The sequence below is a fragment of the Tritonibacter aquimaris genome, assembly GCF_009617595.1.
GTDB lineage: Bacteria > Pseudomonadota > Alphaproteobacteria > Rhodobacterales > Rhodobacteraceae > Epibacterium > Epibacterium aquimaris.
Genome location: NZ_WIXK01000010.1, coordinates 15,208 through 38,004, shown reverse-complemented (window position 1 = coordinate 38,004; position 22,797 = coordinate 15,208). Strand labels below are relative to the sequence as shown.

At 54.7% G+C, this 22,797-nt stretch carries 16 protein-coding genes, 1 tRNA gene and 1 riboswitch; of the genes, 11 read left to right on the top strand and 6 right to left on the bottom strand.

Going from position 1 to position 22,797, the window contains the following annotated elements; translation table 11 throughout:
- Positions 1-10: 10 nt before the first annotated feature.
- Positions 11-85: transfer RNA gene (locus GG681_RS15480), tRNA-Phe, on the top strand.
- A 158-nt stretch (positions 86-243) separates the two neighbouring features.
- Here the strand turns inward: GG681_RS15480 and GG681_RS15475 are convergent.
- Positions 244-429, bottom strand: a complete 186-nt coding sequence (locus tag GG681_RS15475) for a hypothetical protein (RefSeq protein WP_153548940.1) — start codon at positions 427-429, stop codon at positions 244-246.
- Positions 430-732: 303 nt separating this feature from the next.
- A riboswitch (cobalamin riboswitch) is annotated at positions 733-937 on the top strand.
- A 111-nt stretch (positions 938-1,048) separates the two neighbouring features.
- Between GG681_RS15475 and GG681_RS15470 the strand changes: the two genes are divergently transcribed.
- Together GG681_RS15470 and GG681_RS15465 are read left to right on the top strand one after the other, a co-directional pair.
- Positions 1,049-2,278: an aromatic ring-hydroxylating oxygenase subunit alpha gene (locus GG681_RS15470; RefSeq protein WP_153548939.1), complete on the top strand. Its 1,230-nt coding sequence runs from the start codon at positions 1,049-1,051 to the stop codon at positions 2,276-2,278.
- Positions 2,279-2,282: 4 nt separating this feature from the next.
- Entirely contained in the window at positions 2,283-3,368 is a 1,086-nt protein-coding gene (locus tag GG681_RS15465; RefSeq protein ID WP_153548938.1) for a hybrid-cluster NAD(P)-dependent oxidoreductase, read from the top strand.
- 172 nt (positions 3,369-3,540) lie between these two features.
- Here the strand turns inward: GG681_RS15465 and cynS are convergent, their stop codons facing one another.
- From cynS to GG681_RS15450, 3 genes are all read right to left on the bottom strand, one after another.
- The gene (gene cynS / locus GG681_RS15460) at positions 3,541-3,993 is read right to left on the bottom strand and encodes a cyanase (RefSeq protein ID WP_194287201.1); all 453 of its coding nucleotides are present in this window, start codon (positions 3,991-3,993) and stop codon (positions 3,541-3,543) included.
- A 28-nt stretch (positions 3,994-4,021) separates the two neighbouring features.
- Entirely contained in the window at positions 4,022-5,749 is a 1,728-nt protein-coding gene (locus GG681_RS15455) for a protein kinase domain-containing protein (RefSeq protein ID WP_214645155.1), read from the bottom strand.
- A 63-nt stretch (positions 5,750-5,812) separates the two neighbouring features.
- Positions 5,813-6,652, bottom strand: coding sequence for a formate/nitrite transporter family protein (locus tag GG681_RS15450; RefSeq protein ID WP_153548936.1), 840 nt, complete (start codon positions 6,650-6,652; stop codon positions 5,813-5,815).
- 835 nt (positions 6,653-7,487) lie between these two features.
- On the opposite strand from GG681_RS15450, the gene GG681_RS15445 reads away from it, so the two are divergent.
- Together GG681_RS15445 and GG681_RS15440 are read left to right on the top strand one after the other, a co-directional pair.
- Entirely contained in the window at positions 7,488-9,233 is a 1,746-nt protein-coding gene (locus GG681_RS15445) for a NirA family protein (RefSeq protein WP_194287200.1), read from the top strand.
- A 29-nt stretch (positions 9,234-9,262) separates the two neighbouring features.
- The gene (locus tag GG681_RS15440; protein WP_153548934.1) at positions 9,263-11,020 is read left to right on the top strand and encodes a diflavin oxidoreductase; all 1,758 of its coding nucleotides are present in this window, start codon (positions 9,263-9,265) and stop codon (positions 11,018-11,020) included.
- Between the two features lie 332 nt (positions 11,021-11,352).
- Here GG681_RS15440 and GG681_RS15435 read toward each other — a convergent pair whose 3' ends face one another.
- Positions 11,353-13,176, bottom strand: coding sequence for a BCCT family transporter (locus tag GG681_RS15435; RefSeq protein ID WP_153548933.1), 1,824 nt, complete (start codon positions 13,174-13,176; stop codon positions 11,353-11,355).
- 284 nt (positions 13,177-13,460) lie between these two features.
- Between GG681_RS15435 and GG681_RS15430 the strand changes: the two genes are divergently transcribed.
- The 6 genes from GG681_RS15430 to GG681_RS15405 all read left to right on the top strand — a co-directional run bounded on the left by GG681_RS15430 (position 13,461) and on the right by GG681_RS15405 (position 19,439).
- Positions 13,461-14,195, top strand: a complete 735-nt coding sequence (locus tag GG681_RS15430; RefSeq protein ID WP_153548932.1) for a GntR family transcriptional regulator — start codon at positions 13,461-13,463, stop codon at positions 14,193-14,195.
- Between the two features lie 127 nt (positions 14,196-14,322).
- The gene (locus GG681_RS15425) at positions 14,323-15,597 is read left to right on the top strand and encodes an ABC transporter substrate-binding protein (protein ID WP_194287199.1); all 1,275 of its coding nucleotides are present in this window, start codon (positions 14,323-14,325) and stop codon (positions 15,595-15,597) included.
- A 59-nt stretch (positions 15,598-15,656) separates the two neighbouring features.
- On the top strand, positions 15,657-16,844 hold the full coding sequence (locus GG681_RS15420; RefSeq protein WP_153548930.1) for an ABC transporter ATP-binding protein: 1,188 nt from the start codon (positions 15,657-15,659) through the stop codon (positions 16,842-16,844).
- A complete protein-coding gene (locus tag GG681_RS15415; RefSeq protein ID WP_153548929.1) occupies positions 16,844-17,731 on the top strand; it encodes a carbohydrate ABC transporter permease in 888 nt (295 codons plus the stop codon). Before GG681_RS15420 ends, GG681_RS15415 begins: the two co-directional genes overlap by 1 nt.
- Positions 17,731-18,600 carry a carbohydrate ABC transporter permease gene (locus tag GG681_RS15410; RefSeq protein WP_153548928.1) on the top strand — a complete coding sequence of 290 codons (870 nt, stop codon included), beginning with the start codon at positions 17,731-17,733 and terminating at the stop codon, positions 18,598-18,600. Before GG681_RS15415 ends, GG681_RS15410 begins: the two co-directional genes overlap by 1 nt.
- The gene (locus GG681_RS15405; RefSeq protein ID WP_153548927.1) at positions 18,600-19,439 is read left to right on the top strand and encodes a phosphodiesterase; all 840 of its coding nucleotides are present in this window, start codon (positions 18,600-18,602) and stop codon (positions 19,437-19,439) included. Before GG681_RS15410 ends, GG681_RS15405 begins: the two co-directional genes overlap by 1 nt.
- A gap of 21 nt (positions 19,440-19,460) precedes the next feature.
- On the opposite strand, the gene GG681_RS15400 is transcribed toward GG681_RS15405, so the two are convergent.
- A complete protein-coding gene (locus GG681_RS15400; RefSeq protein ID WP_235900011.1) occupies positions 19,461-22,793 on the bottom strand; it encodes an error-prone DNA polymerase in 3,333 nt (1,110 codons plus the stop codon).
- Between the last annotated feature and the right edge of the window lie 4 nt (positions 22,794-22,797).

Below are 22,797 nucleotides of genomic sequence, written 5' to 3'. Positions count from 1 at the left end.
CCGAACCCGTGCCCGGGTAGCTCAGGGGTAGAGCAGTGGATTGAAAATCCTCGTGTCGGTGGTTCGATTCCGCCCCCGGGCACCACTTCCTTTAAGGAAGAAATCATCAACCAAATGTAGTGCTTGCCCCTGTCGGATTGGTGAGCTGAATTTGAGCAGCCTCATCTGAACTGACCTCAGCCAATACCGACGGCGCGACGTGCTCACCTAGGCAGCGTAGCCTGACCGGCAACAGCCCGACGGTCAGGACGAGCAGGTCCGCCACCAAGGCGGAAAGAAACGTTTGATCTTGTATATGATAGCCTCCAGCAACACCTGGAACAATCCGCAGATCAGTGCAATTTCGAACATTGCGACCGTGCCGATGGTATCGCCGATAAAGACCAGAACCGGGATGAAGCCCAAACGGCTGCCCTGAAACACGAGCAATCACGCGTCAATTGGGCCAACGCCCACCGTCTGGATCACGGTCGCAGCCCCGACCGTCAGCGTGCAGATCTGGATCAGCAGGAAATATTCACCCGGGGCCGAAAGAGCTTAAAAACGCCTGTCATGGTGAACAGCACCGTGACGTTGTTCGCAAATATCGCCAGCACATGCTGCAGACCCAGCTGTTCCGGCTACAGGACTGGAGTGTGTGCCGCTAGAATGTCGGCGTGAAAGGTTTCCTGGGTTTGGTGCGTTTTCTGATCATGTGATGTCGCTTGCATTCTAGCGGCAGCGCATGGCTTTCTTATCATCTCCCTGTAAGGTGCTACTGCTCGCTTTGTGAGTGGTGGAGAATTGGGAAGCCGGTGTGAAACCGGCACTGCCCCCGCAACGGTGACGAAGATGCGACGCGGCTCAGGGCCACTGGAAGGAAGGTTCCGGGAAGGTGCAGCGTCAAAGGTGAAAACCTCTTCCAAGTCCGGAAACCAGCCTTGCAACTATGTCAAACCGCGGGTGGCCGTGGGGGCCTGATTGGCGGAGACGTGCCTTCCACGTTTCCGAACAGCTCCCTCTTGCCAGTCGCACCAGCCAAGATCGCCGGATCCGGTAGGAGAGCTAGATGGTGAGCAAGATAAACACTTTGTTGGCACGCAGAACACGTGGCCATGCGTTGGAACAGGCCTTTTATACAGATCCGGAGGTGTTTCAGGCAGATCTTGAATCAATTTTCTACCGTGAATGGTTGTTTGCGGCTGCTGCCTGTGAGCTTGAGAAAGCCGGTAGCTATGTTTCGCATAAGGTCGGTGAGTATCGCGTGATTATTATCCGCGGTGCAGATGGCCAAATTCGCGCGTTCCACAACACATGCAGACACCGTGGATCCATTTTGTGCAAAGCGGCAAAAGGCCATGTGCCCAAACTGGTTTGCCCTTACCACCAATGGACCTATGAGCTGGATGGATCCCTCATGTGGGCGCGGGATATGGGGCCAGACTTTAACCCAAAAGATCATGGGCTAAAGACCGTACATTGCCGTGAAATCGCGGGTTTGATCTACATTTGCTTGGCCGATGACGCGCCGGATTTTGACGCTTATGCCAATCGCGTCGGGCCCTATCTGGAGCCTCATGATCTCAGCAATGCGAAGGTGGCCTATGAGAGTACGATTGTCGAAAACGGCAATTGGAAGCTTGTTTGGGAAAACAACCGCGAATGCTATCACTGTGGCGGCAATCACCCGTCTTTGTGCCGAACATATCCGGATGACCCCAGCGTCACAGGCGTTGGTGAAGGCGGCGAGACGCCGGATCACCTTCAAGCACATTTTGACCGCTGCGAGGCCGCGGGTTTGCCGGCGAATTTCCACCTCAGCGAAGACGGCCAGTACCGTGTTGCACGTATGCCGCTGAAGGAAGGAGCCGAGAGCTATACAATGGATGGCAAGGCAGCTGTGCGTCGCTGGCTTGGGCGTGTGCCCTTTGCTGATGCGGGTGCATTGCTCCAATTCCATTACCCAACAACGTGGAACCATTTCATGACCGATCATTCGATCGTGTTCCGTGTGACCCCGATCAGCCCAACAGAAACCGAAGTGACCACAAAATGGCTGGTCCACAAGGATGCAGTTGAGGGCGTTGACTATGATCTGAAGCGTCTCACCGAAGTCTGGGTCGCCACCAATGACGAAGACCGCGAGGTGGTCGAGGATAACCAGATGGGCATCAATAGCCCCAGCTATGTTCCTGGACCTTATTCGCCGATCCAGGAAAGTGGCGTTTTGCAATTCGTAGACTGGTACTGCGAGACCATTGCAGATCGCCAGGAACCCCAACCTTTGGCAGCGGAATAAGAATATGAGCGCACTTGATTCAAACGTTTCCTCCGCGATTTGGAAAGACAGTGAAATGCTTGAATGCGTTTCTGTCGTACCAGAGGTGCCGGACACTGCAAGCTTCAGCTTTCGCGCACTTTCTGGTGCGCTTTTCTCCTATGAGCCCGGCCAGTTTCTGACGCTCGAGATCCCCGCGCCCGGTCAACCCGGTGGGGTGGTACATCGTACCTATACAATCTCTTCGTCTCCGTCGCGGCCAAGGTCCATCACCATCACCGCCAAAGCGCAGGCGGATAGTATCGGCACGCGCTGGATGCTGGACAATCTGCAGCCTGGTATGCGCATGAAAGCGATCGGGCCTGCCGGGCTTTTTACCAATGCGGGCAGCTCAGCGAAGAAATACCTTTTCATCTCAGCGGGTTCTGGCATCACGCCGATGATGTCGATGACCACATGTATGTGGGATGAAGGGCGCGACCTTGATATTGTATTTATCAATTGTGCCAAACGCCCTTCTGAGATCATCTTCCGCCAGCGGCTTGAACATATGGCGAGCCGAACGCCAGGTCTGGATCTGAAATTTGTTGTTGAACAACCAGATCTCTACCGCCCTTGGACAGGTTATCAGGGTCAATTTAACCAGTTGATGCTTGGCCTGATGGCGCCTGATTACCTGGATCGCGAAGTGTATTGCTGTGGTCCTGAACCGTTTATGCAAGCGGTGCGAGAGGCGCTTGCAGGTCTCGGCTTTGATATGGAGCAGTATAATCAGGAGAGCTTTGGTGCGCCTGTTGAAAAAGAATCAGAGCAGCCGCCACTTGATGACGTTGTGCCTGATGATGATGCAAAGGCCGAAGTTGTATTTGCCTCATCAGGTGTCACGGTAAAGGTCGCGGAGACAGAGACGATCCTGGCTGCAGCGCGCAGTTCTGGTCTCAATATTCCGTCCGGCTGTACCTTTGGTGTCTGCGGCACCTGTAAGGTCAAAAAGACCAAGGGTGAGGTGCATATGGTGCACAACGGCGGCATCACCGAAGATGATATCGAAGCGGGCTATATTCTTGCCTGTTGCTCAAACCCGATCGGCAATGTCGAAGTCGAAGTTTGACGAAGAGATCGAGAGCGCCCTTAGGGCGCTCTCATGTTTTCTAAAGGCTTTATTGAGCGCAGTTCGACCTGCGGGACCGCGATCCGAAACACTACCTAAGCTGGGTCAGTGATGCGTTTGGCGGGAGGATCTGATTGCCCCGCCAAGCGACGTAAAATGACCCAAGGTCCGGTTACCAAGCGTTGTAAGAGAGATATTTCCCGGACATTTCCACCTTCACACGGTCCCCTTTGGGGTGTTCAACGCGGGTGACCTGCATATCGAAATCGATTGCAGACATAATTCCATCGCCAAATTTCTCCTGGATCAGGGCTTTGAGGGTTGGGCCATAAACGCCAACGATTTCATAGAACCGATAAATGCAGGGGTCTGTGGGCACGGATTGTTCCCAGATTTTTGTCGGACTTTCCTCCAGAACTGCGGCCGCCTCTTGTGGGAGGGCAAGCGCCTGAACCAGTGCCTGGGCTTTGTCTGCTGGCATTGCGTTCATGCCCATTGCGGCGGAATGTGTCCAAACCGGTGACATATCAATGCTTTGTGCAATGCCCTCCCATGTCAGCCCGGCCTGTTTTTTGGCAGATAAGATCATCGCGGTGACGTCTTCTTTGGTCATCTCAGTGGTCATGTGTTGGTTCCTTTTGATGGAGGGGGGATCAATTGGCGAGCACAGCAATCAGGATCAGTGCTAAAATGGCAGATAGCGCTTGCCAGAAACGCAGTGGATCGCGCTTGATCAACGGAGTTGGCCCCTGAGCGCTCAGGTGTTGCGGGGGCGCGCGCAAGGCCTCTTCAAATTCAGAGAAGGCGCCGAAACGTTTGGCTGGATCCGGGTGCGTGGCCCGTTTCAGGGCGTGGTCGATCCAATAGGGAATGGTGTTGGAGCCATCGCGCGCGTCGCGGTAGCTCAACCGGGCTACATCGCGCCTCGTTTCAACCCGAGCCGCATCCGCGCGATAGGGCAGGCGACCCGTGAGCATTTCGTAGATCACAAGGCCTAGCGAAAACTGATCAGATGCCGCGGTGGGAATGTCGCCAACAATATACTCCGGTGCGGAGTATTGCAGCGTGCCAAGCATCTGTTCCAACTCTGAAGGGCCTGCCTCCTGTACGCCTGCGATCCGGGTTGAGCCGAGGTCGATGATTTTTACAGTGCCATCAGTCGTGATCATGATGTTTTCAGGGCGAAAGTCCTGATGAAGCATGTCTTTTCGGTGAAAAGCACGTAGCCCTTTGATCATCTGTTGGGCGATGTCGCGCACCAGGTTGATTGGCGGGTTCGGATTGTCTGCCATCCATTGTCGCAGTGTCTGTCCATCGATAAATTCGGAGACCACATAAAGGCTGGAACGCGTTTCTGGTGTTTCGGCAGCTTTTATCACATGGGGGGAGTTGAGCCGCCTCGCGATCCATTCCTCCATTATAAAACGGCGCATGTAGACAGGATCTTTTTGGGTTTCGGTCGCTGGAAATTTAAGAGCTACACGCTGTCCGTTTGCGCCTTCAGCCAGATAGATATGGCTGCGGTTGTTGGAATGGATCAGACGGATAATACGAAACCCATCCACCATCGCGCCTTCGCTTTGATGTTGCAGAATGGGCAGATCACTGTTGAGCCCAAGTGCAACAGGGCCCAAAGTTTCAGGGAGCTGCTCAATTCTGACGATTTGCAGTGTTAGATTGTCTGTACTGCCAGCGTTTAGCGCATCAGCGACGATATGATCCGCTGCGGCTTGAAGATCGGGTGCCGCTTTGATCGTTGCGACGGCCTGTTGAATATTCCAGAAGTCGTGAACACCGTCGCTCGTTAACAGAAAAATATCGCCTCGTGTGAGGTTCAATTTTTGATAGTCGGGCTCAATTTGATCATAGAGCCCAAGTGCGCGCTTTAAGACGGTCTCACCGATTGAAGAGCGCGCCACATGATCTTGCGTCAGGGGCTCCAGTGTTTCTCCTGAGACGCGCCAAATGCGGCTGTCACCCACGTGCAGGATATGGGCAAAGCCTCCCTTCAAGATAAGCGCTGAAAGCGTGCAAATGCGCCCATGATCGGCGGTGTCAAGCAACGCGCGCCGGTTGGCGGCATAGAGCCAGGCATTTATGGCTGAGATTACCCGCGAGGCTGCAGCGCGAACCGCCCATGCATCAGACGTGTGGTAATAGTCTTCCAGCATTGCACGCACCGAAAGCTCTGCAGCTTCGCGGCTAACGGGGCTGCTGGAAATACCATCGGCCACGGCCAGGGTAATCCCTTTCAGTGTAAGGGCCTTACCCTCAGGGATCAGCGCACCGTGAAAGTCTTGGTTTTCGGCCTTGATCCCAGTGTGAGAGCATTGAGCGATCGAAACCCTGAGACCTTGATGAGAGGAGCGTTGAACGTTCACGGGGAAACTCTTTGCCAGGACAGAGGGGGGATGGGGCCAACTTTTTGGCTGGCCCCGATTGGCTTATTCGCCCGGTACGCCAACACCGTCTGATTTCACAGAACGCGATGGCGAGGTTTTGTAGTAGGTTGTGTAGAGCATTGCGCCCACAAAGGTCAGACCACCCACGAGGTTGCCCAGAACGGTTGGGATCTCATTGTACAGCAGGTAGTCACCCCAGGTGAAATCCGCACCAAGAAGCAGGCCGATTGGGAACAGGAACATATTCACGATCGAATGTTCAAAACCCATGTAGAAGAAGATCAGAATCGGCATCCACATCGCCATGATCTTACCAGATGTCGAGGTCGACATCATTGCGGCAACGACACCGGTGGAAACCATCCAGTTACACATGACAGCACGTACAAAAAGCGTCAGCATGCCACCGCCGCCTGCTTCGGCGTAGCCAACTGTTCTTGCGTGCCCAATATCCATGAGCTTTTGCCCCACCGCATTGGGTTCAAGCGTGAAGCCCATGGTGAGAATCGTGGACATGAAAATAGCTGTGGTCATTGCGCCAGCAAAATTGCCGAGGAACACGAGCCCCCAATTGCGCCACAGCGCTTTCATATCGACGCCGGGGCGTTTGTCGATCAATGCCAATGGGACAAGAGTGAACACCCCGGTGAGAAGGTCGTACCCCAACAGATACAGGGTGCAAAAACCAACCGGGAACAGCAGCGCACCAATGATGAAATGGCCGGTGTTGACGGCGACGGTCACAGCAAATGCGGCGGCAAGCGCCAGAATAGCCCCGGCCATATAGGCGCGGATGAGCGTATCTTTGGTCGACATCAAGGCTTTTTTAGCGCCCGCGTCGACCATCTGAGCTGAGAACTCTGGTGGGGTTACATATGACATTTCGGTTCCTTTGAAGACTCTGGAGGGAAGAGGTTTTCAGGTGCGCACCGAACACAAAGTGACGGCGCAGCGGCAACGGAGAGAAGGGGCAAGCCAAGGCAAGTCGATCAAAAACAAGGTGTTTTTTCACGGTCTTTGTGAATTCCAACCTAGGTTTTCACACTGCTGTGGATGTGTTCTCATGCTGTGCAGCACCGTTGCTGCGCCTTTTTGCTGACGGTCATGCAGAGCGCGGCAAAAAGGTGGTGTGACGCAGGCAGCTTCATCGCTGCGTGCTACTCAAACGCAGCCGGAGGGGCGCGCTGAGTCAACTTTTAAACGAAATCAGTGCGAGCCTCGGATGCTTTGCCTAAAAACGCAGCGGAGTTTTCTGCACCTGCACAAAAACAAACCGCCTAATGCGCGGCGGATGCGCAGGCGTGGTCAATCTATGGCTCGCGGTCATGATGACCCGGCACGCCGCGCCCACATGCTGTGACGGTACAGGAAGCGACAAAAAAAGCGGCGAATGCCTAGTTTTTTGACTCTTGATAGAGATTGGCGCTGTTCATTGGCGCAAATGCCGCCCAGCCCTTGCTTGCTGAGATAGCCGACGCATTAATGACTGCAAAAGCTATCCGCTTATCTGTGCAATGGTCCGGCAATGGCGTCGGGCTTGGACATTGTCCAAGGCACAATCTGGGCAATGTAGTTCAGAAAACGTTCGGTGATGACTGTCTTTGGGCATCAGCCGTTTCGCACTTTATCTCCCCATTATCCGTGCAGACGCACGGGACACATGTCTGAGCGAGCCTTTTCGCGATGGGGCAAGCCAAAATACACAGGATGTACGCACATGTCACATACAGACGCAGGGTTTACCGCTGAACAGCAAGAGTATCTGATCGGCGTTTTGACCAAGCTCAACTTGCATCGGGCATTCACCGGCGGCGCAAATGGCGCGGCCTCCGAGCCCGAAACTGTATATGGCGTACCGCTGGAAGATCTCTGCAAAGAGGAAGTGGCAAAGCATAATTTGCACCCCGTGGATATGTGGCGCCAGGTTGAACAATGGGAAGCAGAAGGGCATTTGGCGGCAGGCTTGGACCAGTTTCTGTTGCGCCATCTGGGGTTTTTCAATGTGGAACCAGCGAGCGCTGGATACATGATGCGACTGCGCTGTCCCGGCAATATCATGCGCGGTGATCAGATGTCGGTCTTTGGGGCTATTTCTGAAGACCACGCGGGTGGATATGCCCATGTTACGACCCGCGGCAGCTTGCAACTGCGTGAGATCATGCCGGGCAACATAATCCCCATCGTTGAAAAGCTTCAGGAAGTTGGGCTGACGGCACAGGGTACGGGTGCAGATTCCGCGCGCAATCTTACCTGCTCACCTACTGCGGGCGTGGATCCGCAAGAATTGCTCGACACCCGTCCGATGGCCAGCCGTTTGTCGCTGCGTATTCTGCGCACCAAAGAGCTGCAGGCGATCCCTCGGAAGTTCAATATTTCCTTTGACGGTGGTGGCGTGATTTCCTGCGTATCAGATACCAATGACATCGCGTTTCAGGCGGTGGATGTGCCGCAAAACGATCAAGGCATTGAACCGGGCGTATGGTTCCGCATCGCGTTGGGCGGTATCACCGGCCACAAGGATTTTGCCAAAGACACCGGTCTGGCCTGCCGTCCTGATCAGGCCGTCGACGTTGCCGAAGCCATGATGAGGGTCTTTGTGGATCACGGCAATCGGACCAATCGCGGCAAGGCGCGACTGAAATACCTGCTCGACTCTAAAGGAGCGGATTGGTTCTGCGCCCGCGCTCAAGAGAAGCTGGATGGTTTTGGTACTGAGGTTGTGCTTGCAAGTTTGCCCAAGGGTATTGAAGCACCACGAGCGCCAATCGATCGCCAGGGTCACATTGGTGTGCAGCCGCAAAAACAGGATGGCCTGAACTATATCGGTGTGGCGCTTGAACTGGGACGGCTGAGCCCCGAGCAGATGCGTGGCTTGGGCCGAATTGCCATGATGTATGGCAGCAATGATATTCGTCTTACAGTTTGGCAAAACCCTCTGATCCTTGGCGTGCCCGATGAGCTGATTGCAACGGTTCAGGGTGAGCTTGACGCGCTTGGACTGGGCACGCGTGCGACTGCCTTTGCTGCCGGGGCTGTGGCATGTACCGGCAAATGGGCGTGCAAACTTGGACTGGCCTACACCAAACAGGACGCTCTGGGCATTGTGCGTCATCTCGAAAGCAAGTTCACGCTGGATCACCCGATTAACATCCATCTAACCGGCTGTCCGAACTCCTGTGCGCAGCACTATATCGGGGATATCGGGCTTGTTGGCACCACCGCACCGGGCGGGGGCGAGGGCTATAATATCGTGCTGGGTGGTGGATCTGACCAAGATCAGGGGTTGGCACGCCCTTTGTGTGGTCCCGTTGCTTCCGAGGATGTTTTGCCAATCCTTGAGCACGTTGTGGGCACTTATCTTTCAAAGCGGGCACCCGATCAGACCTTCCTTGCATTCAGCCGAAGCCTCGAAGACGAGGCGCTAAAGGCACTCCTGCCAGCTGAGCTGGTGCTTGCTGCTTAACCAATGACATCGATGAACCGGACTAAATCATGACCGCACAAGATCCAAATATCCTCAAAAACCTCGCCGTGGCCATCGGTCAGAGCCATGGGGGAGCGCCAGCGGCTTTTATCACCGAAGATGCCCCGTTTGATCCATCCCAGCGACACTGGCTGAATGGGTTGCTCAGCGGGCTGCATGCCATAGCAAGCGCAGCAACGGCAGAAGATGCCTCTGAGGTTGGGACTGCATTGACCATTCTATACGGATCGCAGTCGGGTAATGCCGAGGCGCTATCAAAAGACCTGCGCAAATTTGCCAAGACACAGGGGTTTGAAGCGAGCGTGGCCGCATTGGATGATGTGCAGCTTTCTGATCTGTCAGCTATCAACCATCTATTGATTGTGACCGCGACATTTGGCGAAGGTGAACCCACGGATAACGCAGCAAAATTCTACGCTGCCTTGATGGATGAAAATGCGCCAGCATTGCCCGAAACATTGAATTTCAGCATCTGTGGCTTGGGCGATTCAAGCTATGCGGAGTTCAACAAAGCTGCGATGGACATTGATGCACGTCTTGCAGAGCTCGGGGCGTTGCGTGCGAACGATCCGGTATTTTGCGATGTGGATTTTGAGGATGACTATGCAGAATGGAAAACAGCTGCGTTTGACAGCGAAGCATTTAAATCTGCCGCTGGAGTAGGTTCCGCGCCTGAGCCAGCCGGTGCCGCACCAGGTTTTGACAAAAATCATCCCTTCATGGCGACATTGATGGCGTCTGAGCGTTTGAGCGGTGAAGATTCTGCTAAATGTGTCAATCATATTGAACTGTCGCTGGCTGGAGGAGGAGAAGATCTCGACTATGCGGTTGGTGATGCGCTTGGAGTTTGGCCGCTCAATTGTCAGAACGAAGTGAGCGCGATCTTGGCGGCCTGTGGATTTTCCGGGAAAGAATCGATTGAGCTCAAATCTGGCCCTGCGCGTCTGAAATCTGCTCTTCTTACTCGACTGGACCTGACAACGGTTACTCCCAAAACGCTGGAGGCCTGGGGGATAGAAGGTGTTTCCCAAGATATGCAGATCATTGATGTGCTGCGCAGCGGAGACGTTGCAGAGTTGAACCCGCAGGTCTTGGTTGATGGCTTGCGTCCATTGCAGCCGCGGCTCTACTCGATATCCTCCAGCCCGAAAAAACACCCCGGAGAAGTGCATTTGACCGTTGGTGAGGTGCGCTACAATCTAAATGAAACTGCGCGAAAAGGGGTCGCGTCGACCTATCTGGGGGAGCGGCTGGGCGACGGCGGGATGGTTGGTGTTTATGTTCAAAAATCAGCTCATTTCCATATTCCTGCCGATGATGCTGCACCGTTGATCATGATTGGGCCGGGCACAGGTATCGCGCCGTTTCGCGCCTTTCTCGAAGAGCGGGAAATGCGCGAGGCACCTGGCAAAAACTGGCTGTTTTTTGGCGACCAACACGAAGCTTGTGATTATCTCTACCGCGAACAAATTGAAACGTGGCAACAGTCGGGTCTTTTGAACAAAGCAAGCCTCGCCTGGTCGCGAGATGGCGCAGACAAGGTCTATGTTCAGACGCTTTTGAAACAAGATGGGCAGGAGATCTTCCAATGGCTCGAAGATGGAGCTGCGATCTATATCTGTGGTGATGCCAGCCGAATGGCCGCTGATGTCGACAAAGCGCTGCGAGACATCCTTCAGCTCAACGGTGGTAAGAGCAAAGAAGAGGCAGATGCCTATATGGACATGCTGGTGGCAACACACCGATACCAGCGCGACGTATACTGATCCCAATTTCTGCGCATTCTGCCTGAATGCAGTGCGCGTGGATCAAGATAGCCCTCGGTGCGATGAAGCGCCGGGGGGACGTTTAGAACCTGATACTACTTGTGATTCTGCTACTTTGTGTCGACGAAGGGGCGATCGCGCCCACTGGAAAAGGTGTAATACCTTAGGCCCTGGGCGTGGTGCTAAAACCATCCCTTGCAGGGCTGCCATTCGACCTGTCGGGTGAGTTTATACGGTTTCAGCAAACCGACAATCTAAATTTTGAACAGGCTGATCGTTTTGTTGAAAGGTCGCATCCAGCGCAAAGGCGCTGGATGCCGTTTTATGATCCGTTAGGTGGTTTTTTCCTGCAGGTATTTTTCACGCATGCTGTCGCGGATGATTGCTTTTGCCAGAGAGACGCACATCAATCCCATTACCATGGTGAATGGCAGCGCCCCGATGATCATCGCGCTCTTCAACGCTTCCATTGGGTCTGCACCACCGTTGGTTTTCCCAGCAAAGAGCAGAGTACCGATGACTGCCGTCAGAACCAGGCCCCAAACGATCTTGTGCTTGTTGCCAACGTCCTGATCACCACCCGACATGATGGTGTTCATAACCAAAATGCCAGAGTCAGCGGATGTGACGAGGAAGGTCAATGTCAGCACAACACACATTACGGCGATAATGCTAAAGAATGGGCCGCTGAGCATTTGGCTCAGAGTGACGAACAGTTTTGCCGTGTTTGACGCACCGATGATGGCACCATCTGCATTGCCTGTCAGCTCAAGGTCGATGGCTGTCCCACCCAGAATAGTCATCCAGGCAAAACACACCAACGTGGGCGCAATAACACAGCCCAGGATGAACTCACGTACTGTACGTCCGCGGGAAATACGCGCCAGGAACAGACCAACAAAGGGAGAGAACGCAATCCACCAGGCCCAGTAGAATGTGGTCCAACCTGCTTGCCAGCCAAACTGGCGTGCGGGTTCACCTGCGGCATAGGCCGCTTGAAGCACAGCGTCATCCAGCTGTGCGGCTTCACCGGTCAAGCCAGATTTAAAACCATCAAACGAGCCCCAGGCATTGGTTGCACCACCTTTAAGCGCGTCGGCAAATGGTGCGGCCTCTTGCGGCAAGGCCTGCGCAAAAGCATCTGCGGATTGTGGGCCATAGGCATTAAAGCTGAGGCTCACGAAGTGCATCAGATAGTCCACCAGCGCGCTGGCATAGGTGGTTGCTGCGAACAGGAAAGAGCCAAAGATGATGAAGACACTCAGAAGAATGACCGAAAGAACAAGGTTGATATTGGAGAGGTATTTGACACCGCGGCCAACGCCGGAAACCGCAGAAATGATCGACAGCGCCATGATCATCATCAGGCCTGTGATCAAACCAACTGTGTTGGGTACAGGTGCATCGCCGCTCAGATCCATGATCCATTCGATACCGGTCACGGCATAAAGCCCGTCAACCAGCTGAGACACACCAAAGCCGATGGTTACCGACACGCCCAGAATGGTTGCGACCACGCCGAGCACATCTACGATGTGGCCCAGAAAGCCATTCATCAGCGAACCAAACAGTGGGGTCAGCGCCGAGCGAATGGTCAGTGGCATACCGCGAGTATAAGCATAATAGGCCAGCGACAAGCCGGTCACGACATAGATTGCCCATGCGTGAATGCCATAATGTGCAAAGGTCCAGATATAGGCCGAGCTCAGTGCTTCTGGCGAATTGGCCTCAACCGCACCGGAGAGAACAACCGGGTTCGATCCCCAAAGCCCCAAAGGTTCTGCGGTCGCAAAGACCATCAGTCCGACGCCAAGGCCTGCACCAAACATCATCGAGAACCATGAGAAGTTCGAGAACTCTTTTTTCTCCCCTGGTTGTCCCATAACTTTGCGGCCGGTCGCGGGGATCAGAGCGAGTGCCAGCAAGAAAAAGACAAACGCGCCAACGATGATAATGTAGAATGCATTGAAGTCTTCAAGAAGACGCCAGTTCAAGCTCCCCAAGACACCGTTTGCATTTGCGGGCCAGATCAGAGCCCATAGAACCAGTGCAACCATGATGGTTTTGCTGAGGAGGGCAATGATCACGCTGTGGCCCTCGTAGAAGCCTGATTGGGCGCGTTCGACGTCCACATCTTTGAAAGGTGGCTTTAGCATCCTAGTTTTCCCATTCCCTGTTGAGTTATCTTCCTATGTTTCAGTCTGCACCCCATGCACTGTTGGCAAATAGCGTCAAGAAAAGGGCTATAAGCGACAATGAAGGGCGAGCTCGGCCATTGAAACACTGCCAGCGTGTTAACTGTTGTTGAGGCTCTCTCCAAGGTGTGCTGATTTAATTTCTCGGTCTTCCGATTTTCATTACTTTCGCGGATGAGCGAAAAGCCGTGTTTTCGGGAAGCTGTTACACAGTGGCTGTACTCTTTATTTGGAGGGTTGAGCCGATGTCGCGTGAACAAAATTGGAAAGATGTCTATCAGGCGTTGGTTGCTGATCTGCGCGCAGCGACATTCCCAAATGGGAGTAAACTGCCGTCTCAGAGAGAGCTGTGCCAACGGTATATGTCTTCGCGCCATGCGGTGCGGCGCGCGCTCAAGAACCTTGAGGACGAAGGCGCGATTTCGTCGTGGCAGGGGCGCGAAGCGGTCGTGGTGGGACAACCGATTTTATATCGCATCGATCGCAAGACACGTTTTGCCACCTGCGTCAGAGAGCAAGGCCGCGATGTGAAAGTGAGCGTTGTGCGGATCAGTGAGCGCGAACGGTTTCCTGCGCGGGTTGCGGCACAGCTTCAGCTGGCACCGGGGTCTCGCGGCGCGTTTGCGGAATTCATGCATCACGTTGATGGTGTGCCAACGGCTCTTGGGCGCCATTTCTTCAATTCCCACCGGTTCCCGGATATTTTGCATGAGGCGGCGAAATCGCAACCGTCGGTTCCCACGGCGTTTCGTAATAGCGGTGTAACGGACTATTTCCGATCATCAACATTGGTCGAGGTGCGCCAGCCCACCGCGCCGGAAGCCATGGCGCTTGAAATTCCGCCCACCCAATCTGTGCTGAATCTTTGGGGGCAGAATGTTGATGAGCGCGGAGCCCCCATTGAAGTGACCGAGGCCGTGGTGCGCACCGATACTGTTCGGCTGGAAATTAACGCGCACCAAGTGGCGGACTTGGTGTGAAGAGTCGGTGACATGCTTCTGTGTGCCGAGTTGCGTCAAACTCCCTTCACATATCAGTGATTAGCCATGCAACGAACCCTGCGGCCGGGGGTGAGACCTATTTGAAGATGTACCAATGGAGATTCCGATGATCCGCTTTACTCTGGCAGCAGCCGCTGCGCTGACGCTTGCTGGTGCGGCTGCTGAAGCCAAGGTGACAATCACCTGCCTCACCAATGCCGGCCACCTGACCCGTCAGCACGAGCCGCTGATGAAAGAATTCAATGCCATGCAGGACGAGATCGAAGTCCAGTATGCCGCGCCAGCCAAAAACTATGGCGACACGCACCTGAAACTGTTCCGCGGCTCGGCCACCAACACCCTGCCGGATTGCGCATTTCAGGCCTATAACCAGTTGCCCTCGCTGGCACGTGCACTGGCAAAACGTGGCCAGATCGTTGACATGGGGCCTCTGATGGCAGGCGAAGGCGAAGGCTGGAGTGCCGAGAACTATTCGCCCGCGATGCTCGATCTTGGCCGTGTTGATGGGGTGCAGTATGGCATGCCGTTCAACGCGTCTGTTATCCAGTGGTACTACAATGCCGATCTGTTCAAACAGGCTGGTCTGAACCCCGACGAATTCCCCAGCGATTGGGACGGCTTGATTGACGCGGCGCAAAAAATTGATGGCCTTGGCGATGATATCCTGCCGATGTTCATGTGGCTGATCAATGGCGATGACTGGGGTTTCCAGACGCTGATCCTGCAGCAGGGTGGCCGTATGATGTCCGAAGACGGGCAGGACGTTGCATTCCACGAAAAAGATCACGCGCTGGAAGCCATGAAGATGGCCAAACGCCTGCATGATGAAGGTGGTCTGCGTACCGATCTGGATCGCGAAACCCAGTTTGCTGCCTTCACCGAGGGTCGTATGGGGCTTTGGGGTCTGTCCCCTGCCGGCGCGCGCAACATGCAGGAACGTGTTGGTGGTGCCTTTGATCTGCGCTCGCACCCGTTCACCGTATGGAATGATGCCGACGGCAAACTGCCCACCGGTGGCAATGCGGCGATTATCACTGCTTCAGATCCCGAAAAAGCTGCGGCGGCTTGGGAATATATCAAATTTGTCACCGGCCCGCGCGGGCAGCAGGTTACGGCTGAGATCACCGGTTACCTGCCGACCAACCGTCAGGTGCTTAAGACCGAATACATGGGCGCTTTCTACGAGGCAGAGCCTTATTATGCGACGCCGGTCAAACAGTATGATCGCGCAGGCCCATGGTCCGGCTACCCTGGCACCCAGTCCGAAAAGATCTGGCGTGAACAGGCTTCGACCATTCGTGCGGTGATGGAAGGTGAGGTCAGCCCTGAAGACGGCGCAACCGAGCTGAAAGCAATCGCTGAAAAACTGATGCAGCGCTAAGGCGCAACGTTGCCCCGGACTGGAATGGTCCGGGGCATTCTTATTTCCCGAGGCACGATATGGCGCGGCTAGAGCTTAAAAACATCAAGAAGTCCTTTGGCGACACACCGGTTTTGCATGATATCTCTTTGGACGTGCAGGATGGGGAGTTTGTTTCGCTTGTGGGCCAATCCGGTTGCGGTAAATCCACTTTGCTGCGGATCATTGCCGGGCTGGAAACCCCAGACAGTGGCGATATTCTGATTGACGGTCGATCCAAACTCAACAGCGCGCCCAAGGATCGCAATATTGCGATGGTGTTTCAGGATTACGCGCTTTACCCGCATATGAGCGTGGGTGAAAACATGGCCATGCCGCTGGTGATGGCGCGGCTGCCGCTTTATGCGCGTTTGCCGGGGATGCGAGCGATTACCTCAGCTGGGCGGCGTGCCCAGCCGGAGATCCGTGCAGAGGTCGCCAAAGTGGCCAGCCAGCTGAAAATCGATCACTTACTGGACCGCAGACCGGCACAGCTTTCGGGTGGGCAGCGACAGCGGGTGGCGCTGGGCCGTGCGTTGGTGCGCAATCCACAAGTGTTTTTGATGGATGAACCGCTGTCTAACCTGGACGCCAAGCTGCGGGTTCAGGTGCGTTCCGAAATTACCGAATTACACGCAAGCTCTGGTCTGACCTTTATCTATGTCACCCACGATCAGGTTGAAGCGATGACCATGTCGGATCGTGTTGCCTTGCTCCAGGCGGGGCATCTTTTGCAGGTCGGTCGTCCGAATGCGCTTTTTTCTGATCCTGCCAATCTGGACGTGGCAAGATTTATTGGCAGCCCTGAAATCAATGTGGCTGCGGGTGAGCGTTCTGCGCATGGCATCGAGCTTGGTGATGTAATGCTGCCGATGTACCAAGATGGCAACGGGCCGGTTCAGATCGGTATTCGTCCGGAGGCGATCACAGTCTTAAATCACGCAGAACTTTTGGTTCTGGACCAGTCTTCCAATGGGCCCGTGCTGAATTTTAGCAAACGTATGATTGAAGATCTTGGTCCTGAAGTGCTGATCCATGGGCATTTCACCCATGCCCCGGAGGCTTTGATCCGAATTCGGGCCCCCAAAAGCAACCGTTACGGCACCACCGGGGCATTGGCCGAGGCCAAAACTCTGCAGGTGATGCTGAACATTGAGCAGCTGTTGCTGTTTGATGCTACGGGAAATCGCCTGCCTGTGCGCTTGCTTGAAACCGCGGGGGCTGTGTAATGGCAAAAATTGCGACTCAGCGCGGTCAAGCGCGGCTCGCTTACCTTTTGGTTTTGCCTGCCACCGTTTTGATCCTTGCAATCTACATCGTGCCAATCTTGCTGGTCTTTTGGGCCAGTCTCACAGATTACACGTTGGTCAGCGACTACTACGAGTTTGTTGGGCTCGATAATTACCGCAAGATGTTTGCGGATGAAGCGTTTGCCAATGCGCTGGGCAATACGTTTTTCTATGCCGTCCTGTTTCTGCCCGGGGCCTTTGTGATCAGTCTGGTTCTTGCGATTGCCATCCAGGAGCAGAAACAATTCCGTTCGGTGCTGGAAGTTTTATATTTTCTGCCTGTCACCTCAACGCTGGCGGCAATGGCGCTGGTCTGGGCTGCGCTGATGGACAGTGGTCAAGGGGTGATTAACAACTCGCTAGAGGCCATTGGCATTCCTGGCATCAACTGGTTCGGTAGCGACGAAGTTGTGCTTTACTCCCTCGCCATTATTTCGCTCTGGAGCATTATCGGCTTCAATATGGTGTTGTTTCTGGCAGGGCTGACGGCGATCCCAAAGAACCTCTATGAGGCTGCAGCAATGGATGGGGCTGATGGAGCGTTTGATAAGTTCTTTCGCGTCACCTGGCCGATGCTGGGGCCAACAGCGATGTTTGTGGCAGTTACCTCATCGATCACCGCGTTCAAATTGTTTGATACCGTTGCGATCCTTACTCAGGGCGGGCCCGATCGCGCCTCTGAAGTGTTCCTCTACCTCGCGTTTCTGGAAGGGTTTGAATATTTCAATATGGGCTATTCCTCAGCTCTGTCGCTCTTCTTCCTTGTCATCATCTTCCTATTTGCGCTGATCCAGGCGCTCTTTTCTGACCGGAATGTGCATTACTGATGGCTGATTTATCCACTCCCACCGTCTCATGGTCTGACCGCCTGCGCGCACAATATCTTGGCCGCGGGCTCACCACAGTGCTGCTCTTTTTGGGTGCCTGGGTGATGGTCTTCCCGTTTATCTGGATGATCTCGTCCAGCCTAAAACCCACCGACGAGGTCTATGACAGAGATTTCTCGTTTATTCCCAAAACCTTCAAGGGTTGGGAAAACTACTATGGCGTGATCTTTGAGCAGCCCTATCTGATCTTTCTCATGAACTCGATGATCGTCTGTGTGGGGATTTTGCTGATCCAGCTCATCACGGCAATTCCGGCGGCTTATGCGCTGGCCAAACTGAAATTTCGCGGCTCTAGCATTCTTTTTGGCACAGTGATCGCCGCTATCACCATTCCAATCAATGTGACCTCCATTCCGCTTTACATTGGTTTGGTGCGTGTTGGGCTGCTCGACACTTATTTTGCGATGATGTTCCCGTTCATCGTGTCGGTCTTTGCTATCTTCCTGTTTCGCCAGTTCTTTCGTGGCTTCCCTGACAGCATCATTCAGGCGGCGCGCGTTGACGGTATGACTGAAATTGAGATCATCCTGCGGCTCATTTTGCCCGCAGCGGTGCCTGCCATTGCGGCCTTTAGCGTGTTCAGCTTTGTGGCGCATTGGAACGATCTCTACTGGCCACTGATTGTGGTGCAGAGCCAGGACAAGATGACCGCAACCCTTTCGATGATGCAGTACCAGTCGGCCTTTGACACGGATTACGGGCGTACCTACGCCTCTGCCACCGTGGTCACTGCCCCGATGGTTATTGCATTCCTCTTTGCCCGCCGCCTGTTCATACGCGGCATCACCATGACCGGAGTAAAAGGCTAATGCTGAAATTTGTTGTTCTGGCGGACATTCATCTTGTCCCTGAGGGAAAGCTGAGCCACGGGCTCGATACCTATGATCGGCTTGAGCAGGCGGTTTCATACGTCAACGAGGTCCATGGGGACGCTGATTTTGTGGTTTTTGCCGGAGATCTTGCGGATCGGGGCGAGGCGGAAGCCTATGCGCGGTTCAAAACGGCCATTTCCCCCTTCGCGATGCCAACCTATCTGACATTGGGAAATCACGACCAGCGGCCCACGTTTCTTGAGGTGTTTCCAGGCACTGAGAATAGTGAAACCGGCTGCATGGATCATGTGATTGATCAGGACGGGCAGCGCATTATTGTTCTGGACAGTTCCGAGCCAGATCTGTGGGGATCCGGGCAGTTGAGCGCGGCGCAGATCAGCTGGCTGCGTGCGCGATTGGCTGAGGTGCCAGATACGCCGGTTGTCATTGTACTGCACCACAATATCACGCCCTTTTCGGTTCAGACCGATTTTATCATTCTGGAAGAGAACGCAGCTTTTGCTGAGGCCGTGCTCAGCCAGGGCAATGTGCGTCAGGTCATTTCAGGCCATGTGCATATGACAACTTCTGGCAATTACCGCGGCGTGCCGTTTTGCACCTTTGCGGGGGCGCACTATAATATCGATCCGATGATGGTGGATAAATCCGGCCCTGTGCCCACCGAGCCTGGCCGCTATGTCAGCCCGGTTCCCCGTCGCGAAGGTCCTGGGCAGCTTGCCGTAGTGCTCTGCGATGCTGACAGTGTTGTTGTGCACATGGAAAACTTTCTCGACCGGCATCTGGTTCTGGCCCCTGATCTTTTTGCCTGGTCCTGAGATCTGGCGGCCTGCTTGCGGTTAATGGAAATCGCGGCTTGGAAATAATCGCTTTGCCTGCTCGCGCGGATGTCTTGCACGTGGCGCGGGTGGGCAGGGCGTCTGTTCGCCGCAGGTATCTTTGGGGCGTCCTAAATCAGAGAGGAGATGCGACGCGTCTTCGATCTCTTGTGCGATCAGATGCACAACAATGCCTTCTCTTTGTAATGGGCCTCTGACACGTAACAGCCGCCCCCCCATGGCGGCACGGCGGTAACGCTCAAACACCTTTTTCCAGATGACAATATTGCTGACACCGGTTTCGTCTTCGAGAGTCAGAAACACCACGCCAGAGGCGGTTCCCGGACGTTGCCTGGTAATCACAAGACCACAGACCGTAGTGGTTTTTAGCGGTGCATCTACCAGTGCATTATGCGGGGTTAACCCCGGCATGGATGGGCGGAGCAGCTCCATTGGGTGCGCCCGAAGTGTCAGCCGGGTTGAAACATAATCTTCAACCACTTCTTCGCCAATGTGCATTTTTGGCAGCTGAACATTGGGTTCTTTGATCATCTCACCATCAATGGGGTCGTTAAACAGTGGCAATGTGGACGGGGTTCGGATGGCGCGCACTTTCCACAGGGCCTCACGTCGGTTGAGCCCGATATTTGAAAACGCATCCGCTTCTGCCAAACGCTCCAAGGCGGCGGTGTGAAGACCTGCACGCCTCCAGATACTTTCGGGATCGCCATAGCCGTTCCCACGCGCCGCAATGAGCCAGTCGGCGTCGTCTTTTTTAAATCCTTTGATTTGGCGAAAGCCCAATCGCAGCGCCAAGGCCCCATCCGTGCGGCGTTCCAGCGTGTTGTCCCAGGCGCTGTGGTTGATACAGATAGAGCGCACCTCCACCTGATGCTCGCGTGCGTCGCGCACAATCTGGGCAGGTGCATAAAAGCCCATGGGCTGACTGTTGAGCAGGGCACAGGCAAAAATTGCTGGGTGGTGTCGTTTGAGCCAGGCAGAGACATAGACCAGCAAGGCAAAAGCGGCGGCGTGGCTTTCGGGGAAACCGTAATCTGCAAAGCCCTCGATCTGAGAGAAGCAGCGCTCAGCGACGTCTTGATCGTAGCCCTTGTTGCGCATGCCTGCGATGAATTTCTCGCGATGTGCTCCAATGGTTCCCATCCGACGGAAAGACGCGAGGGATCGGCGCAAGTGATCGGCCTCTTCGGCGCTATAGCCTGCGCCTGCCACCGCAATCTGTAAGGCTTGTTCCTGAAATAGGGGAACGCCCAACGTGCGGCGGGTGACTTTTTCCAATTCCGGCCCAAAGGGTTCAGCTTTTTCCAGCCCCTGCCGCCGTTTGATATAGGGCTGCACCATGCCGCCCTGGATTGGACCTGGCCGGACAATCGCGACTTCAATGACCAGATCATAAAACTCACGCGGCTGCATTCGTGGTAAAAAGTTCATTTGCGCGCGGCTTTCGACCTGAAACACCCCAATGGCATCAGCCTGACAAAGCATCTCATAGGTTGCGGGGTCTTCTTTGGGGAGGGTGTCGATTGCGAAGTTTTGGCGCTCGTGCCCTTTAAGTAATTCAAAAGACTTGCGAATGCAGGTCAACATGCCGAGCCCCAGTATATCCACCTTGAGTATTTTCAGGGTGTCGATGTCATCTTTGTCCCACTCGATTATGGTGCGATTTTCCATCGCGGCATTTTCAATGGGTGCGATTTCATCAAGGCGTCCCTTGGTAATGACAAATCCCCCAACATGTTGCGACAGGTGACGGGGGAAGCCGATGATCTCACCGATCAGTCGCAGGGTCTGCGCCAGCCTTCGATCTGATGGGTCCAGACCCAGCTCCCGGACACGGTCCATGTCAGGCCCATTGTTGGAAGATCCCCAGATCTGTCCCGAAAGGCAGGCGGTTACGTCTTGCGACAGGCCCATAACCTTGCCGACTTCGCGGATGGCGGCACGTGAGCGGAAATGGATCACCGTGGCGCAGAGACCCGCACGGCTGCGGCCGTATTTTTCGTATATCCACTGGATCACCTCTTCGCGCCGCTCGTGTTCGAAATCCACATCAATATCAGGCGGTTCCTTGCGGTGCCGTGAGACGAAACGTTCAAACACCATCCCAATGCTTTCCGGGCTGACATCGGTAATGCCAAGCAGGTAACAGAGGATCGAATTGGCGGCGGATCCACGCCCCTGGCACAGGATGCCTTGGGAGCGGGCGTATTGCACAATGTCATGCACCGTCAGAAAATAGGCTGAAAAATTCAGCTCGTTTACCACAGCAAGCTCTTTGTTCATGAGCTTTTGCGCTTTGGTTGTGGCACCTTTGGGATAGCGGCGTGTCAGACCTTCTTGGGCCAACCGGGTCAGTCGCGCCATTGGAGTTTCGCCGCCGACGCTGACTTCATCTGGGTATTGATAGCTCAGCTGCGAGAGATCAAAACCGCAGCGTGCGGCAATGTCCAACGTGCGTTGCAGCGCGTCGGGATAGCGGTAAAACAGGCGGGCCATATCATCATACCCCTTGAGCCGCCGTTCGGCATTGGGCAGGGCTTGGCTGCCAATTTGATCAATGCTGCAGCCAAGGCGCAGGCATGTCAGCACATCCGCCAATTGTCGCCGGGCTGCTTTGTGCATCAAAACATCACCAACCGCGACCATGGGGGCAGATGTTCGGTGCGCCAGCTCTGCACAGCGATCCAGCCATACCCGATCAGAGCCGTCATAACGCGGTGCGGCGCCAACACAGACCATGCCAGAATAACATCTTGCAAGGGCTGTGATTGCTTGGGACGTCTCTGGGCAGTCATCTTTGGGCAATGCTATCAGGATCATTCCCTCGCAGCGTTCAGACAGATCCGCCATATCCAGATGGCATTGCCCTTTGTCGGCGCGGCGTTTTCCCAAAGTGAGCAGGCGTGTCAGCCGTTGATAGGCTGCAAGATCTGTGGGCAGTGCCAGCCACTCAACCGCGCTGTCGCGCAGCACCAGGCGACAGCCTACGATCAGCTTGGGGAGTTGGATCTTGTCTGGGCACGGGATGTCTTCTGGATGGCCAACGGGCTGCCGGGAACAGCTGTCAATTCGGTGCTGTGATCGAATTGGGATGTTGTTTTGGTTTTCCTCTTTGAGGATCTGTAACGCGCGATAGGCGCGCACGACACCGGCCAATGAATTGCGATCGGTAACCGCAATGGCATGCAGGCCAAGTTCAGCGGCGCGGGTGATCAGCTCTTCGGGGTGGGACGCACCGGTGAGAAACGTGAAGTTGGTGGTGACACAGAGTTCTGCATATCCTTGCGCTGTGTTTCCCATGGGAATGTTTTTATGTGTGCTATCGGGCCGCATCTGG

Excerpts from the sequence above, each read along its gene's own strand:
- GG681_RS15415 (WP_153548929.1), top strand. The coding sequence starts at position 16,844 with ATGGCAAAAATTGCGACTCAGCGCGGTCAAGCGCGGCTCGCTTACCTT.
- GG681_RS15470 (WP_153548939.1), top strand. The coding sequence starts at position 1,049 with ATGGTGAGCAAGATAAACACTTTGTTGGCACGCAGAACACGTGGCCAT.
- GG681_RS15445 (WP_194287200.1), top strand. The coding sequence starts at position 7,488 with ATGTCACATACAGACGCAGGGTTTACCGCTGAACAGCAAGAGTATCTG.
- GG681_RS15405 (WP_153548927.1), top strand. The coding sequence starts at position 18,600 with ATGCTGAAATTTGTTGTTCTGGCGGACATTCATCTTGTCCCTGAGGGA.
- GG681_RS15400 (WP_235900011.1), bottom strand. The coding sequence starts at position 22,793 with ATGCGGCCCGATAGCACACATAAAAACATTCCCATGGGAAACACAGCG.
- cynS (WP_194287201.1), bottom strand. The coding sequence starts at position 3,993 with ATGACCACTGAGATGACCAAAGAAGACGTCACCGCGATGATCTTATCT.
- GG681_RS15430 (WP_153548932.1), top strand. The coding sequence starts at position 13,461 with ATGTCGCGTGAACAAAATTGGAAAGATGTCTATCAGGCGTTGGTTGCT.
- GG681_RS15465 (WP_153548938.1), top strand. The coding sequence starts at position 2,283 with ATGAGCGCACTTGATTCAAACGTTTCCTCCGCGATTTGGAAAGACAGT.
- GG681_RS15440 (WP_153548934.1), top strand. The coding sequence starts at position 9,263 with ATGACCGCACAAGATCCAAATATCCTCAAAAACCTCGCCGTGGCCATC.
- GG681_RS15410 (WP_153548928.1), top strand. The coding sequence starts at position 17,731 with ATGGCTGATTTATCCACTCCCACCGTCTCATGGTCTGACCGCCTGCGC.
- GG681_RS15435 (WP_153548933.1), bottom strand. The coding sequence starts at position 13,176 with ATGCTAAAGCCACCTTTCAAAGATGTGGACGTCGAACGCGCCCAATCA.
- GG681_RS15420 (WP_153548930.1), top strand. The coding sequence starts at position 15,657 with ATGGCGCGGCTAGAGCTTAAAAACATCAAGAAGTCCTTTGGCGACACA.
- GG681_RS15425 (WP_194287199.1), top strand. The coding sequence starts at position 14,323 with ATGATCCGCTTTACTCTGGCAGCAGCCGCTGCGCTGACGCTTGCTGGT.
- GG681_RS15450 (WP_153548936.1), bottom strand. The coding sequence starts at position 6,652 with ATGTCATATGTAACCCCACCAGAGTTCTCAGCTCAGATGGTCGACGCG.